This is a genomic window from Nostocoides japonicum T1-X7, assembly GCF_001046855.1.
Taxonomy (GTDB): domain Bacteria; phylum Actinomycetota; class Actinomycetes; order Actinomycetales; family Dermatophilaceae; genus Nostocoides; species Nostocoides japonicum.
This window is the reverse complement of the sequence record NZ_HF570958.1, coordinates 1,521,796-1,538,098: the sequence shown is the minus strand read 5'-3', so window position 1 is coordinate 1,538,098 and position 16,303 is coordinate 1,521,796. Positions and strand designations below refer to the sequence as shown.

The window sequence follows — 16,303 nt, the reverse complement described above, 5'->3', positions numbered from 1 at the left end:
TCTTCCCCAGAAGGTCATGAGGACGCTGCCGGTGCACGGGGCTGGCCTGTCGAGGCACGGGGCTGGCCTGTCGCGGCGCCCGCGCACGGCGCCCGGCCCGTCGCGGCGCGTGCACGCGGCCGGTGGGGTGCTGATCGCGGGAGTTCCGGTCGTCGGGGTCGGGGCGTTGCGGACGTTGTGGGGAAGATGGCTAGAGCCAGGACTCTGGCTATCTTCCCCAGAAGGTCGCGAGGAGCCACGCGGCACACCGGCTGGCCGAGGGGCGCCTCAAGGTCGTGAGGAGCCGACGGCCCCCACGAGTGACGGCCGAAACGAGGCGGCATACGGCGGACCGACGGGTCGTTGCGAGGATGGGCAGAACCACCCAGAGAGCAAGGGACGGGACATGGACTACGGACACGATCTGCGGTTCGGGCTGTTCCCGACGCCGGACTCCGCGCATCCCCACCGCGTCCTCGACCTGGCGCTGCTGGCCGAGGAGGTGGGCTTGGACCTCGTGACGGTCCAGGACCACCCGTACACGCCGATGCTCGACGCCTGGACGCTCCTCTCCGTCGTCGCGGCGCGCACCCATCGGGTCACCGTCGCGCCGAACGTGGCGAACCTCCCGCTGCGCAACCCCACCGTTCTCGCCCGGAGCGCCGCGACCCTCGACCTGCTGAGCGGTGGCCGGGTCGAGCTGGGGCTCGGGGCCGGCGGCTTCCACGATGCCATCGCAGCCGCAGGTGGACCCCGGCTGACCCCGGGGGAGTCCGTCGACGCGCTCGAGGAGGGCATCGCCATCCTCCGGGGGATCTGGCAACCGACGGGCAGCCGCGCCGTCCGCGTCGAGGGCACGCACCACCGGGCGGTCGGCATCCGGCCCGGCCCCGCTCCCGCACACGACATCGGCATCTGGGTCGGCGCGCTCAAGCCTCGGATGCTGCGCCTCACCGGCCGCCTGGCCGACGGCTGGCTCCCGAGCAGCTCGTATGCCCCGCCCGAGGTCCTCGACGGGATGAGCGCCACGATCGACGAGGCGGCCGAGCGGGCCGGCCGTAGCCCCAGGGACATCACCCGCCTCTACAACCTCATGGGCTCCTTCGAGCGGGGCGGGCCGGGCTTCCCGACGGGAACGCCGGCGGAGTGGGTCGAGCAGCTCGCCGAGCTGACCCTCGACATCGGGACGAGCACCTACATCCTCGCGAGCGACGACCCGCAGGACATCCGCCGGTTCGCCGCGGAGGTGGCTCCCGGCGTGCGCGAGCTCGTCGCCGCCGAGCGCGAGGCACGGTATGCCGGGGCCTCCCCGGCGGTCGGGTCACCTGGCCATGAGGTCACGGGGCCGGGGACGGCTGGGCACGAGGCGCACGCCGCGGGAGTGGGCGACGGTGGCTTTGCGACCGCAGCAGACCCCGCCACTGGTACCGGCGGACCGACCGCCGCCCGCGACCGGAGCACCGCCGGCGAGCCGGGTGCCGCGGCAACGGCGAGCACGAGAGGCAGCACCAGGGTCACCACCGAACCGGGCGCCGCAGCCGCAAGCACTGGCCGGGCGCCCCTGGCCGTCACGCCGACGCCGGACACCGGCATACGGCTCTCGCCGGACCGTCCTTGGGACGAGGCGAGGAGACCGACCGGACCGGCGCCCGACCCGGACCGTCTCTACACGCCCCACGAGCAGGCCTCCGGCCGCCATCTCGTCGACGTCCACGACGGCCTGCGCAGGGAGCTGGAGCAGGTACGGGACATCGTCGAGCAGGTCATCGCGGGCCGGATCGAGGTCGCCGCCGCCCGATCGGCGATCAACGAGTCGACGATGCGGCAGAACAACTGGACGGCGGGCGTCTACTGCGCGCAGTACTGCCGGGTCGTCACGACGCATCACGCGATCGAGGACCAGAGCGTCTTCCCGCACCTCCGTGCCCGGGACGGGCGGCTGGCCCCCGTCCTCGACCGGCTCGAGGAGGAGCACCGCGTCATCCACGAGGTGCTCGACGGTGTGGACGCCGCCCTCGTCGCCTTCGTCAGCGATCCCGACGGCGCGCGGCGCCTGACGGGCGCCCTCGATCGCCTCTCCGATGCCCTTCTGTCGCATTTGTCCTACGAAGAGCGCGAACTCGTCGAGCCGCTCGCCCGTCTCGGCTTCTCCTGACCGCCGCGCGTGAGGGGTCCGATGAGCATTCCTCACGCCGAAGTTGCCCTCCAGCGGTGGTCTTCGCGCCGTATCGGGGCCACACTGGGATAGGGCACAAGGACAGCATGTGCAGCCACGGCGAGGAAGGGGTCCTCATGCGCTACACCGTTCCCGACGGCGTTCCGGTCCTCTCGGTGGGACGCCACCGCAGGCCACGCAAGGGTGCGTGCTTCATGGAGTTCGCGTCCTACCTGGCCGGGGAGAAGTGGAGCGACCACCCGTCGTGCACCCACCCGCTCCTCGCCGGGCTGGCGCGCACGATCAACGACCTCGTCGACGACGAGCATCGATCCGAGCTCGTCCCGCTCATCCCCGACGTCGTCGGGGTGACCGGTGACGACCTCGCGATCGACGTGACGATCGCCGCGCGGGCCGCCATGGCGGCGCTTCCGGTCGTCTCCATGGAGTATCAGCGCGCCCTCGCCGTCGGGCTCGTGACGACCGACCGGATCGCCGCGACCCTCGACCACCCGTCGATGCCGGCCCTGCGGGAGGAGATCGCCGCCGTCCTCACCCTCGTGCCCGACGCCGCCTCGTGGGCCGGTCACTTCACCGAGGGCACCTCGATCGTGGAGGCCCGCATCTTCCGCAAGCTGTCCGCGCCGCGCATCGTCGCGTATGCGGGTCGGGGCATCGCGCTGGCCATCGTCATGGATCCCGACGACCGCCTCGTCGCCCTGCTACGGCGCTGCATCGAGGACGCGCGGATGCTGACCGGCCACGTCGGCCGTGACGACGACCGCTACGCGGAGGAGCGGCTCGGCGAGAGGTTCTCGGCGAGGAAGTCCACGGTCCGCGACCACGCGAGCCTCGACGCCCCTTCGTCGTAGCCCACGAAGTCCCTGTTGTCGAAGGCGTGGTCCGCGCCCTCGTAGGTCTCGAAACGCGCACCCGCGTCGGTGACGGCCGCCTCGATCCGGCGCACGGTCGGCACGTCGATGTAGGAGTCGGCAAGCCCGAAGTGGTGCAGGCTCGGCGCGGTGACCGACGGCACGAGGTCGAGGAGACCGGGCAGCGCGGACCCGTAGTACGACACGAGGCCGTCGGGATCCTCCGCGGCGGCGACCGCGAAGGCCACCCCTCCGCCGTAGCAGAAGCCGAGGATTCCGACACCGCCCGTCACCTCCGGTCGGTCGCGGAGCGTGCGGAACGCCGCGACCGCGTCGGACACCGCCGTCTCCCACGGGACCCGGCTCATGACGTCCATGGCCTCCGCGAGCGCGTCCGGCCCCTCCGGCACCGCCGAGACGCCCACCCGCCAGAACAGCTCCGGGACGAGGACGACGTAGCCGAGGGCCGCGAGGTCCTCGGCCCGAGAGCGGATGTAGCGGCTCACTCCGAAGATCTCCTGGACGAGGAGGACGCCCGGACCGGTGCCGCCCGCGGGGAGGAAGAGATGTGCGGGCAGGTCCCCCGCATCGGTCGGCACGGTGACGTCGCTGCTCATGCGGCCAGTATGCCGATGCCTTCGGCCGGTATGCCGTCGCCTCCGGTCCGCGTGCCGTCGTGTCCCCTTCGCATGTCGACGCCTCCCGCCCCGCCATCTGCGAGGCTGGCCTGATGGCGCCGCTCGTCCACCGCAAGCGGCTGCCGGGCAACCCCTCGTATGCCGCGTGGGAGTCCTCCGGGCTGCGCTGGCTCGGCGAGGCGGCGGACGCCGGCGGTGCCCGGGTCGTCGCTCTCCTCGACGTCGCCGAGGACCACCTCGACCTCGAGCGGCTCGTCCCCGCGCCCGCGAGCCCGGCGGCTGCCGAGGACTTCGGACGGCGGCTCGCGACGACGCACGACGCGGGGGCACCGGCATACGGCTGTGGACCGCCGGGCTGGGAGGGCGACGGGTGGCTCGGGCCCTCCGACCGGCTGCTCCCGCTCGAGGTGACGGCCGAGCCCTCCTGGGGCTCCTTCTATGCGCGGGCCCGGATCCTCGCCGTCCTGCGGATGGGCCGCGACCAGGGGACGTTCGGGGCGTCCGACGTCGTCGTGTTCGAACGGGTGGCACGGCGGCTGGCCGCCGGTGAGCACGACGACCCGGCCGACCCGCCGTCCCGGCTGCACGGCGACCTGTGGGCGGGCAACGTCATGTGGACGGCGGAGGGGGCCGTGCTCATCGACCCGGCCGCGCACGGCGGCCACCGGGAGACCGACCTCGCGATGCTCTCCCTCTTCGGGGCGCCCGGCCTCGAGCGGATCCTCGCCGCCTACGACGAGGCCCATCCGCTCGCACCCGGCTGGCCGGACCGGGTGGGCCTCCATCAGCTCCATCCGCTCATGCTCCACGCGGTGCTCTTCGGCGGCAGCTACGTCGCCCAGGCCGTCGAGACCGCACGACGGTACGCGTGAGGACGGGTCCTCTAGGCTCGGACGCATGGCACGGGCCCACGCCGCGGCGATCGTCGAGGACGCGTGGAACCGCCGGGTCACCCGCACCCTCGCCGACCGCGGGTGGAAGACGAAGATCGTGCCGTTCACCGGCTACGGCGCCGACGGCTACCTCCGCGTCCTCGGGCGCGTCCTCATGTCCCGGGACCCGTTGCGGCCCGCCGGAGCCGACGCCGGCGCCACCGCCCGGCAGCTGCGCGCCGCCGAGGACGAGCAGCGGGGATGGCGCGCCTTCGTCACGGCACCGGCGGTGAGCGCCCCGGTCTCGGTCACCGTCGGCGACCAGGTCGTCACGGGCCGCACGGACCGCAGCGGCCTCTTCGAGGTCCTCGTCCGCGGGCACGGTCTCACGCCGGGCTGGCACATGGTCCGGGTCTCCTCGTCCGAGGCGCGCGACGTCGACGCGACCGTCCTCGTCGTCGGGGCGGCCCAGACCTTCGGGATCATCAGCGACATCGACGACACCGTCCTCGCGACGTACCTGCCCAGGCCGATGGTCGCCGCGTGGAACACCTTCGTCCGCACCGAGCGGACGCGGCGGCCGGTGCCGGGCATGGCGACGATGTACCGCGAGCTGCTCGCCGAGCATCCCGGCGCGCCGATCGTCTACCTGTCGACGGGGGCCTGGAACACCGCACCGCTGCTCACCCGGTTCCTGCGGCGCAACGGCTTCCCCGTGGGGCCGATGCTGCTCACCGACTGGGGACCGACCCAGCAGGGCTGGTTCCGGTCCGGACGGGACCACAAGGTGGCCAGCCTCCACCGGCTGGCCCGGGACCTGCCGCACATCCACTGGCTCCTCGTCGGCGACGACGGCCAGGCAGACCCGTCGATCTACTCCGACTTCGCCGAGCAGCGTCCCGACGTCGTGCGGGCCATCGCCATCCGCGAGCTGAGCCACACCGAGCTCGTCCTCACCCACGTCATCCCCGTCGCGAGCGACGAGTTCGTGCCGCGGCGTCGCGAGCCCGTCCCCGTGCCCGTCTGCCGGGCCGCCGACGGGTTCGGGCTGCTCCGCCTCGTCCGCCTCGTCCTGCGCCGTCGCGTCGAGCCCGGAGCGACGCCGACGGTCGAGGAGCTCGAGGAGCTCGTCGGCCTGCCCCCGAGGAGCGACGATGCCTGAGCTGCCCGAGGTGCAGGCGCTCGCCGACTTCCTCCGGTCCCGCATCGTCGGGCTCGCCGTCACCGGCGTCGAGCTGGGATCCATCTCCGTCCTCAAGACGTACAACCCGCCGCCCCAGGCGCTCGTCGGGCTGCCCGTCGACGACGTCACCCGGCACGGCAAGTTCCTCGACGTCGACTGCGACGGGACGCACCTCGTGTTCCACCTCGCGCGGGCCGGGTGGCTCCGCTGGTCGGACACCATCTCGCCGTCGACGCTTCGGCCGGGCAAGTCGCCGATCGCGCTGCGTGCCCGCTTCTCCGACGGGAGCGGGTTCGACCTCACCGAGGCCGGAACCCGCAAGCGGCTCGCGGCATACATCGTCGCCGACCCGCAGGAGGTGCCGGGCATCGCGAGCCTCGGCCCCGACCCGCTCGCCGACGACTTCACGAGGGAGGCGTTCGGCGCGATCCTCGCCGGCCGCCGCACCCAGATCAAGGGACTTCTGCGCGACCAGGGCGTCATCGCGGGGATCGGCAACGCCTACTCCGACGAGATCCTCAACGTCGCGAAGATGTCCCCGTTCGCCATCGCGGCCTCCCTGAAGGAGGAGGAGGTCGACCGCCTGTATGCCGCGCTCCGGGACACGCTGTCCACGGCCGTCGCCGCGGCCTCCGGCAAACCGGCCGCCGAGCTGAAGGACGCGAAGCGCGCCGGGATGCGGGTCCACGGCCGGACGGGCGAGACGTGCCCGACGTGCGGCGACGTCGTGCGGGAGGTGTCGTTCGCCGACTCCTCGCTCCAGTACTGCGCGACGTGCCAGACCGGCGGCAAGCCGCTCGCCGACCGTCGGATGTCCCGCCTCCTGAAGTAGTCCTCGGCACGGCGCTGGTGTTGTATGGGGGCATGACCGACTTCAGCCCGGACGCCCCTCCGACCGTGAGGGTGAGCGACCTCCCGGACGACGCCGTCATCCTCGACGTCCGGGAGCAGGACGAGTGGGATGCGGGCCACGCCCCCCGGGCGATCCACGTGCCGCTCGCCGAGCTCCCCTCGCGCCTCGACGACCTTCCCGACACCGACGAGACGGTCCCCGTCGTCTGTCGCGGCGGCGGCCGCTCCGCGCGGGCCGTCTCCTGGCTGCTCCAGCAGGGCTTCGACGTCGCGAACGTCGCCGACGGCATGAAGGCCTGGGAGCAGGCGGGCAAGCAGCTCGTCGCCTCCGGCGAGGAGTCTCCGCGGGTCATCTGACCCGGCCGCCGCGGCGGTCGGGGGCCGGCGCGGCGACACGGCATACCGTCGTATCGGGATGTATGCGATGAACGCTAGACAGCCGCATACGATCCGATCGTGGACCCGATCCGTAACCCCTACGCCCCCGGCGCCGGGCAGCGCCCGCCCGAGCTCGCCGGCCGCGACGAGCAGCTGACGGCCTTCGACATCGTCCTCGAGCGGGTGTCCCGCGGCCGGCCGGAGCGCTCCCTGCTCCTCGTCGGGCTGCGCGGCGTGGGCAAGACCGTGCTCCTCAATGCCTTGCGCTCGGCGGCGGTCCGGGCCGGCTGGGGGACCGGCAAGCTCGAGGCGCGCCCGGACCAGCTGCTGCGCCGGCCGCTGGCCTCGGCGATGCACCAGGCGGTCCGCGAGCTCGGCCACCCCGCGACGGCGGAGGTGAGCCACGTCCTCGGGGTCGTCAAGGCGTTCGGCTCCCGTGACGCGACGGGGGCGACGACCCGGCTGCGGGACCGCTGGACCGGCGGCATCGACGCGCCCGCCGTGACCGGACGCGCGGACAGCGGCGACATCGAGATCGACCTCGTCGAGCTGCTCACCGACGTCGGCGGTCTCGCGGCCGACGTCGGGCGCGGCGTGGCGATCTTCGTCGACGAGATGCAGGACCTCGGCGCCGACGACGTCTCCGCCCTCTGCGCCGCCTGCCACGAGATGGGTCAGGCGGCCCTTCCGGTCATCGTCGTCGGCGCCGGGTTGCCCCATCTGCCGGCCGTCCTCTCGGCGTCGAAGTCCTACTCCGAGAGGCTCTTCCGGTATGCCCGCATCGACCGCCTCGACGCGTCCGCGGCCGCCCTCGCGCTCACCGCGCCGGCGCAGGAGGAGGACGCCGTGTGGGACCCGGGGGCTCTCGACGCGATGTATGCCGTGACCGGCGGCTACCCCTACTTCGTCCAGGCCTATGGCAAGGCGGTGTGGGACCGGGCGCCCCGCTCGCCGATCACGGCCGACGACGTCGCCGTCGCCGCCCCCGACGCCGAGGGCGAGCTGGCCGTCGGGTTCTTCGGGTCGCGGTACGAGCGGGCGACGCCGGCCGAGCGGGAGTACCTGCGCGCGATGGCCGACGCCGCGTCTCCCGACGAGCCCTCGGTCGCGACGTCCGACGTGGCGCGGCTGCTCGAACGCAAGCCGCAGTCGCTGTCGCCGGCCCGGGACGCGCTCCTCAAGAAGGGCCTCATCTACTCGGCCGAGCGCGGCCGGATCGCCTTCACCGTCCCCCATTTCGGCCGCTACCTGCGCGACCACTCCTGACCGGGCCACGGCGTCATCGATCCCGTCGGCCGCAGACTCCCGCCACAGTGCGAGATGGGCGGGCGGGAGCCTGCGTACCCGAAACGCTAGGAGCGGCGGGTCCCGCGGGGCCATGACCGCATCGCCTCATTCCGGGTACTTCTCGGGGTGACAGCTGTCAGGTCCGACCGGTGATCGCCGGCCATGGTGCGGGACCCCGTCGGATTCCTAGCGTTTCCGGCATGAGCAACGCGATCATCGAGGTCCACGACCTCACCGTCCGATACGGCAACACCGTGGCCGTCGACGGCACGAGCTTCGAGGTGCGGCAGGGCGAGGTCTTCGCCCTCCTCGGCACCAACGGGGCCGGCAAGACGACGACCCTCGACGTCCTGGAGGGCTATCTGCAGCCGTCGTCCGGCGCGGTCTCCGTCTTCGGGCTGGACCCGAGCCGGGACCGCGACCGGCTCGCCTCCCGGATGGGCATCATGCTCCAGGAGGCCGGATTCTTCGAGACGCTGACCGTCCGGCAGACCATCACCGCCTGGCGTCGCTTCTACGACACGCCCCGCTCGCTCGCCGACACGGTGGCCCTCGTCGGGATCGAGCACCGCCTCGGCACCCGGGTCAACGCGCTCTCCGGCGGGGAGCGCCGGCGTCTCGACCTCGGTCTCGCCCTCCTCGGGCACCCCGAGATCCTCTTCCTCGACGAGCCGACGACGGGCATGGACCCGGCCGGCCGGCGCGACTGCCTCGAGCTCGTCGCCGGGATGGTCACCGAGGGGCTGACCGTCGTCCTCACGACCCACTACCTCGAGGAGGCCGAGCAGCTCGCCCACCGGGTCGCGATCATGCACCGCGGTCGCATCCGGCGGATGGGCACCCTCGGGGAGGTCCTCACCGGAGCGAGCGAGTCGACGGTGTCCTTCGACGTGCCCGTCCTCCTCGCCCAGCGGCTCCCCTCGGGGCTCGACGCCCACACCGAGCCCCGAGGGAGCACGACCGAGATCACCGTGCGGACGGCCGACCCGGAGACGACCCTGCGGGCCCTCCTCGGGTGGGCGGAGAGCCACCGCACCTCCCTCGAGCGCCTCCAGGTCCGGAGAGGGAGCCTCGAGGACGTCTTCCTCGGCCTCTCCGACGACGACCTTCCGGCGTCCGGCGACGGGCCGGCGCGCACCTCCGACCCGATCCCGATGGGAGCCTGACATGAGTGCCATCGTGAGCTGGCCGCGGTACGTGTGGCCGCAGGTCGCCCTCTCCCAGCGCGTCTACTGGCAGGACGTCGCCTTCGCCCTCGTCGGGGCGGTCATGCCCGTCGCGATGGGGATCTTCCCCATGGTCCAGGTCCGCGACCTGCCCGCGATGGCGAGCGGCCTGCGACCCGTCGACCTCCTCGCCGCCTCCGGCATGTGCGTCTCGGTCATCTGGATCGCGTATGCCGTCATCAACTCCGCGGCCCGGCGCCGGGAGACCCGCACCTACAAGCGGCTGCGGGCCACCCCGATCCCGGCGAGCGCCATCCTCGGCGGGGAGGCGGTGAGCGCCGCCCTGCCCGCCCTCGTCCAGAGCGCGGTCGTCGTGGCCGTCGCCGTCGGGGTGTTCCACGTCCCGCTCCCCGTCCACTGGGGCATCGTGGCCCTCGGCATCGTCGCGGGTGCGGTGACCATCGCGCTGCTCACCTTCGGGGTCTCCGGGCTGCTGCCCGCCGGTGAGCTGTCGACATGGATCATCACCCCCTTCGTCATCGTCATGTGGTACCTCAGCGGATCGATGACGGTCGCCACCGGCTCGGCCTCGACGGTCGACCGGATCGCCGACTACCTCCCCTCGACAGCGGTCGTCCAGATCGTCCGGACCGGCTACTTCGGCCAGGACTACGTGGCCCACGGCCTGTCGAGCCACCCGCACCTCGGGCTCGGCGAGGCGCTCGGGGCGATCCACCAGCCCCTCGGGGTGCTCATCGCCTGGGCGGCCGTCGGGTACGTCCTCTTCCGGACCTTCTTCACCTGGGAACCCCGGGCCGCGCGGAGACGCTCGCGTCGCGCCGCGACCCGGTAGGGCCGCAGGCATGACGCCGGCGGAGGAGGTCGAGACCACCGAGACGATCGCCCTCATCGAGGTGGAGGACCTCTTCGCCCTCGACGACGGCCGCTCGTGGATCGAGGGCAGCCAGGGCCTGACGATCGGCTCGGTCTCGTGCCCGGCCACCGTCGCCTCGGCCTTCTGCTTCACCTAGACCGGTGCCCGCGGCCACCACGCCTCGCGAAACGCCGCGGACCCCGTCGACCGACCGGTCGGCAGGAGAACCGTTGCAGCACAACCGAACCGAAAGGAAACACCGCCATGGCCGACCAGGTCCCGACCCCGGAGAACGTCGACGAGATCGAGCTCGAGGAGCTCACCGAGGAGGGTGGCGCCGCGACGCTCGGCACCGCGAGCTCGCTCGGCTGCCCGTCCTCCCTCGCCACCTTCGGCTCCCACTGAGCCACCCCGCATACGACACGAACACCCGACAACAGCTAAGGAGATCGACATGTCCGACGAGAAGAACCAGATCACCGAGACCGACGAGGTCCAGGTCGACGACCTGCAGGAGGAGGCCGGCGCCGGCACCCTGAGCAGCGCGGGCACGGCCTCGTGCCCGGCCACCTTCGGCACCGCCGCGTGCTGGTGACCAGCCGCGCCTGACTCGCACGACAACGCGTATCGGGCGGTGTTCTCTCGTACCGGCAAGACGAGAGGGCACCGCCCGTGCACGCCACCGTACGCCATATCCGCCGACGAAGGAAAGGGGAGACCGAGATGGCGAGCGTCATGACGGGGCCGGACTCCGCGATGGCCGCGCGGGTCATGGACCACATCCGCGACCCGCAGGGCGGAAGCGCCGCGGCCCTCTTCCGGGACCTGCCGACCGCCGCGGCCGTCGTCCGGCTCCCGCTCGACATGTACGTCCTCACGACCGCCGACCTCGTCCGCCGCGCGGCCGCCGCGCCCCAGGTCGTCATCCGCGACGTCGAGTTCCCGCCCGAGACCGTATGCGAGGTGCCGGAGTTCGCGGAGTTCTTCGCCTCGAGCCTCAGCTTCCGCGACCGACCCGACCACCACCGGCTGCGGCGGGTCATGTCCGCGCACTTCACGCCGCGCGGTGTCGCCGCCCTCCGGCCGGCGCTCGAGGCCGTCGTCGCCGCCCTCGTCGCACAGGTCGCCGCCCAGCCGGGCGAGGTCGACCTCGTCCCCGCCCTGAGCAACGAGATTCCCGCCCGGGCGATGGGGCTGGTCCTCGGGTTCGCCGAGGACGAGTGGCCCTGGGTGTCGGCGTCCGGCCGCGCCATGCTGGCCCGGATCGCGACGAGCTTCCCCCATCTGGAGGTCACCGACCGTCCCGTCACGTCCGCCCAGTTCCGCGGGATCCGGGCGCGCGTCGAGCAGCTCCTCGACGACGACGTTCCCGGGTACACGCTGTCGGCCACCCTCGCCCGGGCGGTCGCGGCGGGGGAGCTGTCGCGGACCGAGGCGACCGACCTGATGATCCTCCTGTTCATGACGGGCATCGACACCGTCGCCGCCTCGCTCACCAATCTCGTCCTCTCCCTCGTCGGCGACCCGGCCGCCCGCTCGGCGTGGCTCGGCGGCGAGGTGTCGACCCGTGACCTCATCGAGGAGTCGCTGCGCATCACGGCCCCGCTGCCCTTCGGCATGCGCGTGACGACCGCGGAGCTCGACCTCGGCGACGGCGTCCTCATCCCCGCCGGGGCCACCGTCATCCTGTGCAACGCCTCGGTGAACCTCGATCCCGCACGCTTCCCCGACCCCCTGTCGTGGCGGCCGGGTGTGCGCCCGCTGTCGCAGACCTTCGGTCACGGCACCCACCGCTGCCTCGGCGCCCTGCTCGCGATGCTCGAGTGCGAGCTGGCCCTCGAGGCGTTGCGACCCCTCGGGGTCCGGGTCCTCGACCCCTCCCGGATCACGTGGCGCAGCGACATCAGCTTCCACACCCCGACCCGGCTGCCCGTCGTCGTCGGCGCCGGCTGGGGGCCCGCCACGACAGGGACCGACGGAGCCGAGGAGGTCCGATGAAGACGCCCCACGTGCCGCAGCTGAGCGACGTCGACTGCGGGCCGGCCTGCCTCACCGCGGTCCTCGCGGCCCACGGGCGGCACGTGAGAGTCGCGGAGGTGGCCCGGGCCTGCGCGACGGGACGCGACGGGACGACGACGGCCTCCCTCGTCCGGGCGGCCCGCGGCTACGGCCTGACGGCCCGGCCGTTCCGCCGCACACCCGGCGACGACGCGGTGGAGGCCCTGGCCGCCGGCCCGCTGCCCGCGGTGACCCTCATGCGCGGGCACCACTTCGTCGTCGCCGAGTCCACCGGCACGAGGGGCGTTCGCGTCAACGACCCCGGGCACGGTCACCGCACGATGCCGGCGAGCGAGTTCGCGCAGGAGTGGACGGGCCTCGGCGTCCGCCTCACCGCCGGCGCGGACTTCGCCCCGGGCGGCACGCCCCCTGAGCATCCCGTGCGCTCGTGGTGGCGCGAGGAGGACCGCGGCTCCCGATGGCTCTGCGGGACGGGCGCGCTCTTCGCCGCGATCGCCGCGGCTGCGTCGTTCGCCGCCGTCCTCGTCGTCCGCGGCGTCGCGGGTGCCGGACCCGTGTCGCCCGATCGGCTCCCGACGGTCCTCGCCGGCCTCGCCCTCGTCTGCTGGCTCAGCGGCTGGCTCGGTGCGCACCTGCGCTCCCGGATGCTCCATCACACCGTCATCCACCGGGCGACCCGGCTCGTCCACCACCTCCTGCGGGTCAGCCCCTCCTTCCTCCAGTTCCGCTTCACCGGGGAGGTGGCCATGCGCCCGCAGCGGATCGACGGTGCGGCGATGCAGATCGTCGCCCTCCTCGTCGACGGCGCCGTCGGGCTGCTCACCGTGACCGCGGCCCTCGCCGGGATCGCCGTCGTGTCGCCGGCGGCCTTCGCCCTCGTCCTCGCCGGACTCGGCGCCAACGCGTATGCGATCGGCCACCACCTCGACGACTACCGCGAGGCGCACGGCCGGGCCGTCGCCGGGCAACAGGCCCGCGACGGCGAGATCGTCGCGACCCTCGCCGCCATCGAGACGATGCGCTCGGAGGCCTCGCCGACCGCCCTCGCCGACCGGTGGGCCGCGTCCCAGCGGCGCGTCGCCGCCCTCGAGCGGCGCGCCCACCTGTTCCTCCTGCGGCGCACCCGCTTCTCCCTCCTCGTCGACGGAGCGACGACGGGTCTGGTCGTCGTCGTCGCCGGCTCCGACGGCGTCCCGCCCGCCCTCGTCCTCGTCCTCCTGCTCCTCACCGGACTGGCCCTCACGGCGGGGCGTCGCGTCATCACCCTCGGGGCCTTCGACGTCACCCAGGTGCGGACCGCCCTCCGGCTCGTCGAGGACGTCACCCTCGAGCCGGCGGAGGGAGTGCTCGTCCCACCCGGCGGCGTGTCGGACGGGCTGGAGCTGACCGGCGTGTCGTTCACCCGGCCCGGCGCGAGGGAGCCGCTGTTCGCCGGGGTCGACCTCGCCGTCGCACCGGGGGCCACCTGCTTCGTCGTCGGTGCGAGCGGCGTCGGCAAGTCGACCCTCGTCCGCGTCGCCGTCGGAGCCCTCACCCCGACGACGGGACGGGTCGCTCGCCCCGGGCGCGTCGCATACGTCCCCCAGCGCGCCCTCTTCCTCGAGGGGACGGTCGCCGCCAACGTGACCCTCGGGGCCGACCTCCCCGACGCGCTCGTCGACTGGGCCCTCGACGTCGTCGGGATGTCCTCCGTCGTCGCCGCCCGCGGCGGCCCGGCGCACGCCCCGGTGACGCAGGGCGCCCGCAACTTCAGCGGCGGCGAGCGGCAGCGTCTGGCCCTCGCCCGGGCGCTCGTCCGCCGGCCGCGGCTGCTCGTCCTCGACGAGGCCTTCAGCGGCATGGACGACCGGCTCACCGACCTGCTCCACGCACGCCTGCGGCTCCTCGGCATCGCCGTCCTCGCCGTGGCCCACCACCTGCCCCGGCTCGGCGACCGCGACCGGGTCGTGCGCCTCGAGCCCTCGGGTCTCACGCTCGAGTACCTCGGCGCCGGCCTGTGCACCGCGGCCGAGGAGGCGTCGTGAGGACCCGCCGCGTCCCCGTGCCCATCCGGCTCGGCACCATCGTCGTGCTGTCCCTCCTCGGGACGGTGGCCCAGCTCGGAGGGATCTTCGCGGCCTACCTCGCCTACCTCGAGCCGGAGCAGGCACGCCCGCTGCTGCTCGCCGCGGTCGTCCTCTTCCTCCTCGCCTACGGCGCCGGCTGGCTCGCCGACCCGATGGCGCTCGCGCTCCAGGAGGACCTCGCCGACCGGGCCGAGCAGCGGCTGTGGCGCCACCTGCTCGGCCTGCCCGTCACCTTCTTCTCGGCACGGTCGCTGCGCGACGTCATCGGCTACGCCAACTGCGTGTCGATGACCCGGACCCTCCTCGGGGCCCTCGGGGCGGAGACGATCCTCTCCGGGCTGTCGGCCGGGATCGCGACCGCCCTCCTCGCCGCCATCGACCTCCGGCTCGGGCTCGCCGCCCTCGCGCTCGCCGTCGCCCTCCTCCTCACCGCGGCCCTCCTCGCCCGAGCCCAGCAGCGTCACGACCACGTCGTCATGGAGTCCGTCGACGCGGCGCACGCCACGCTCTACCCGGCCCTGGGCGGCATCGAGGAGCTCACGGCATACCGGGCCCAGGAGTCCGTCGAGCGGGCCTGGCAGGCGATCCTGCGGCAGCAGAAGGACGCCGACCTGCGGGGCCTGCGGTATGCCGACGCCGGGGAGAGCCTCCTGCTCGCCTCCCAGACCGTCATGCTCGCCGTCCTCTGCCCGCTCGCCCTGCGCTGGTCGGGCGGCCCGGTGGCCCTCGGGTCGGTCGCCATGATCACCCTCACCCTCGCGTCCGCCCTGAGCCGCGTCGCGGGCGTCCTTCCGGCGGTCTTCTCGATCGGGCTCGCCCGGCGCCGACTGGAGCCGGTCCGCGCCACCGAGCCCGAGCAGAGCGACACGCCCCGGCACGAGGCCGTCGTGGCGGGCGCCGTCGTCGTCGCCGGAGCCGGGTTCGCCTACGCCGGAAGCGAGCACGCGGTGCTGCGCGGCGTCACCCTCCGGGCCGCGCCGGGCCAGCTCGTCGCCGTCGTCGGGCCCTCCGGGGCCGGCAAGTCGACCCTCTTGCGTCTCCTCCTCGCCCAGCTCGAGCCGACGGAGGGGACGGTCTCGGTCGACGGCGTGCCGACCGAGGACTGGGACCACGAGTGCCTGCGGTCCCAGATCGGCTACGTCCCGCAGTCCGCCTCGCTGTCCCGGGGCACGATCCGCGACGCCGTCGTCGGCGTGCTCGACACCGTGCCGGACGAGGAGGTCTGCGCCGCCCTGTCCCTCGTCGGGCTCGACGACCTCGTCGCCACGCTGCCGATGGGCCTCGACACCCGGATCACCGACGGCGAGTCGGGCTTCTCCGGCGGTCAGGAGCAGCGGCTGCTCCTCGCGCGGGCGCTCGTCCGGCGGCCCCGGATCCTCCTGCTCGACGAGGCGACGAGCGCCCTCGACGAGCAGGCCCAGGAGGCCGTCACGCGGGCCATCGCCGGTCTCGGGATGACCCGGATCGTCGTCGCCCACCGCCACAGCACGATCGTCAGCGCGGACCGCGTCTACGTCCTCGACGGCGGCACCGTCGTCGAGGACGGGACCTACGCCGAGCTCGTCCACCGGGGCGGGCGTCTCGCCGCCCTCACCCACACCTCGCCCGCCGACCCCGTCCTCGAAGGAGCCCCGTCATGAACAGCCCGAAGGTCCTGCGCTTCAAGCGGTCGACGACCGTCACCCTGCTCCCCGGCGAGGGCATCTACCTGAGCACCGAGCGCGGGGCGCGATCCCGGGTCCACGGCCGCCTCGTGTCGGACATCTACCCCCTGCTCGACGGCACCCGGAGCCGGGAGGCGACGGTCCGCGAGCTCGTCGGGCAGGGGCACGCCGGGGCCGAGGCGGCCGTCGACCGGCTCCTGGCCGGCGGGCACCTCGTCGAGGTCGACCCGGCGGTCGACGTCCGGGTCGGGGGCTACTGGGAGCAGTGCGGCCTCGACGGCGACGCGGGCGCCGCCGC

The 16,303-nt window shown here is 73.6% G+C and carries 17 protein-coding genes; 16 read left to right on the top strand and 1 reads right to left on the bottom strand.

Annotated elements, in window-relative coordinates:
• Window positions 1-385 precede the first annotated feature (385 nt).
• Entirely contained in the window at window positions 386-2,134 is a 1,749-nt protein-coding gene (locus tag BN12_RS06950; RefSeq protein ID WP_048551188.1) for an LLM class flavin-dependent oxidoreductase, read from the top strand.
• A gap of 107 nt (window positions 2,135-2,241) precedes the next feature.
• Complete coding sequence (locus tag BN12_RS06945; protein WP_053079970.1) at window positions 2,242-3,006, top strand: hypothetical protein; 765 nt, start codon at window positions 2,242-2,244, stop codon at window positions 3,004-3,006.
• Here the strand turns inward: BN12_RS06945 and BN12_RS06940 are convergent.
• Window positions 2,919-3,623 (bottom strand): dienelactone hydrolase family protein, encoded by a 705-nt coding sequence (locus BN12_RS06940; RefSeq protein WP_048551186.1) that lies wholly within the window; start codon window positions 3,621-3,623, stop codon window positions 2,919-2,921. The genes BN12_RS06945 and BN12_RS06940 overlap by 88 nt on opposite strands.
• Window positions 3,624-3,736: 113 nt before the next feature.
• On the opposite strand from BN12_RS06940, the gene BN12_RS06935 reads away from it, so the two are divergent.
• The 14 genes from BN12_RS06935 to BN12_RS25040 all read left to right on the top strand — a co-directional run.
• Window positions 3,737-4,516, top strand: coding sequence for a fructosamine kinase family protein (locus BN12_RS06935; RefSeq protein ID WP_048551185.1), 780 nt, complete (start codon window positions 3,737-3,739; stop codon window positions 4,514-4,516).
• Between the two features lie 25 nt (window positions 4,517-4,541).
• Window positions 4,542-5,678, top strand: coding sequence for an App1 family protein (locus tag BN12_RS06930; RefSeq protein WP_083454470.1), 1,137 nt, complete (start codon window positions 4,542-4,544; stop codon window positions 5,676-5,678).
• Window positions 5,671-6,531, top strand: a complete 861-nt coding sequence (locus BN12_RS06925) for an Fpg/Nei family DNA glycosylase (protein WP_048551184.1) — start codon at window positions 5,671-5,673, stop codon at window positions 6,529-6,531. The genes BN12_RS06930 and BN12_RS06925 overlap by 8 nt, the downstream gene beginning before the upstream one ends.
• Before the next feature lie 32 nt (window positions 6,532-6,563).
• Window positions 6,564-6,908: a rhodanese-like domain-containing protein gene (locus BN12_RS06920; protein WP_048551181.1), complete on the top strand. Its 345-nt coding sequence runs from the start codon at window positions 6,564-6,566 to the stop codon at window positions 6,906-6,908.
• 99 nt (window positions 6,909-7,007) lie between these two features.
• Entirely contained in the window at window positions 7,008-8,195 is a 1,188-nt protein-coding gene (locus BN12_RS06915) for an ATP-binding protein (RefSeq protein ID WP_048551179.1), read from the top strand.
• 221 nt (window positions 8,196-8,416) lie between these two features.
• Window positions 8,417-9,382 (top strand): ABC transporter ATP-binding protein, encoded by a 966-nt coding sequence (locus tag BN12_RS06910; RefSeq protein WP_048551177.1) that lies wholly within the window; start codon window positions 8,417-8,419, stop codon window positions 9,380-9,382.
• Window position 9,383: 1 nt separating this feature from the next.
• On the top strand, window positions 9,384-10,235 hold the full coding sequence (locus tag BN12_RS06905; protein WP_048551175.1) for an ABC transporter permease: 852 nt from the start codon (window positions 9,384-9,386) through the stop codon (window positions 10,233-10,235).
• 10 nt (window positions 10,236-10,245) lie between these two features.
• On the top strand, window positions 10,246-10,413 hold the full coding sequence (locus BN12_RS24370) for a hypothetical protein (RefSeq protein WP_157635386.1): 168 nt from the start codon (window positions 10,246-10,248) through the stop codon (window positions 10,411-10,413).
• Window positions 10,414-10,520: 107 nt separating this feature from the next.
• A complete protein-coding gene (locus BN12_RS24365; RefSeq protein ID WP_157635385.1) occupies window positions 10,521-10,661 on the top strand; it encodes a thiocillin family RiPP in 141 nt (46 codons plus the stop codon).
• A 49-nt stretch (window positions 10,662-10,710) separates the two neighbouring features.
• Entirely contained in the window at window positions 10,711-10,851 is a 141-nt protein-coding gene (locus BN12_RS24360) for a thiocillin family RiPP (protein WP_157635384.1), read from the top strand.
• A 128-nt stretch (window positions 10,852-10,979) separates the two neighbouring features.
• Window positions 10,980-12,254 carry a cytochrome P450 gene (locus tag BN12_RS06900; RefSeq protein WP_048551173.1) on the top strand — a complete coding sequence of 425 codons (1,275 nt, stop codon included), beginning with the start codon at window positions 10,980-10,982 and terminating at the stop codon, window positions 12,252-12,254.
• A complete protein-coding gene (locus tag BN12_RS06895; RefSeq protein ID WP_048551171.1) occupies window positions 12,251-14,299 on the top strand; it encodes a cysteine peptidase family C39 domain-containing protein in 2,049 nt (682 codons plus the stop codon). The genes BN12_RS06900 and BN12_RS06895 overlap by 4 nt, the downstream gene beginning before the upstream one ends.
• Entirely contained in the window at window positions 14,296-15,981 is a 1,686-nt protein-coding gene (locus BN12_RS06890; protein ID WP_162233061.1) for an ATP-binding cassette domain-containing protein, read from the top strand. Before BN12_RS06895 ends, BN12_RS06890 begins: the two co-directional genes overlap by 4 nt.
• Window positions 15,978-16,303, top strand: a 326-nt coding sequence (locus BN12_RS25040; protein ID WP_048551166.1) for a hypothetical protein, incomplete at its 3' end; no start/stop codon positions are given. The genes BN12_RS06890 and BN12_RS25040, both read left to right, overlap by 4 nt.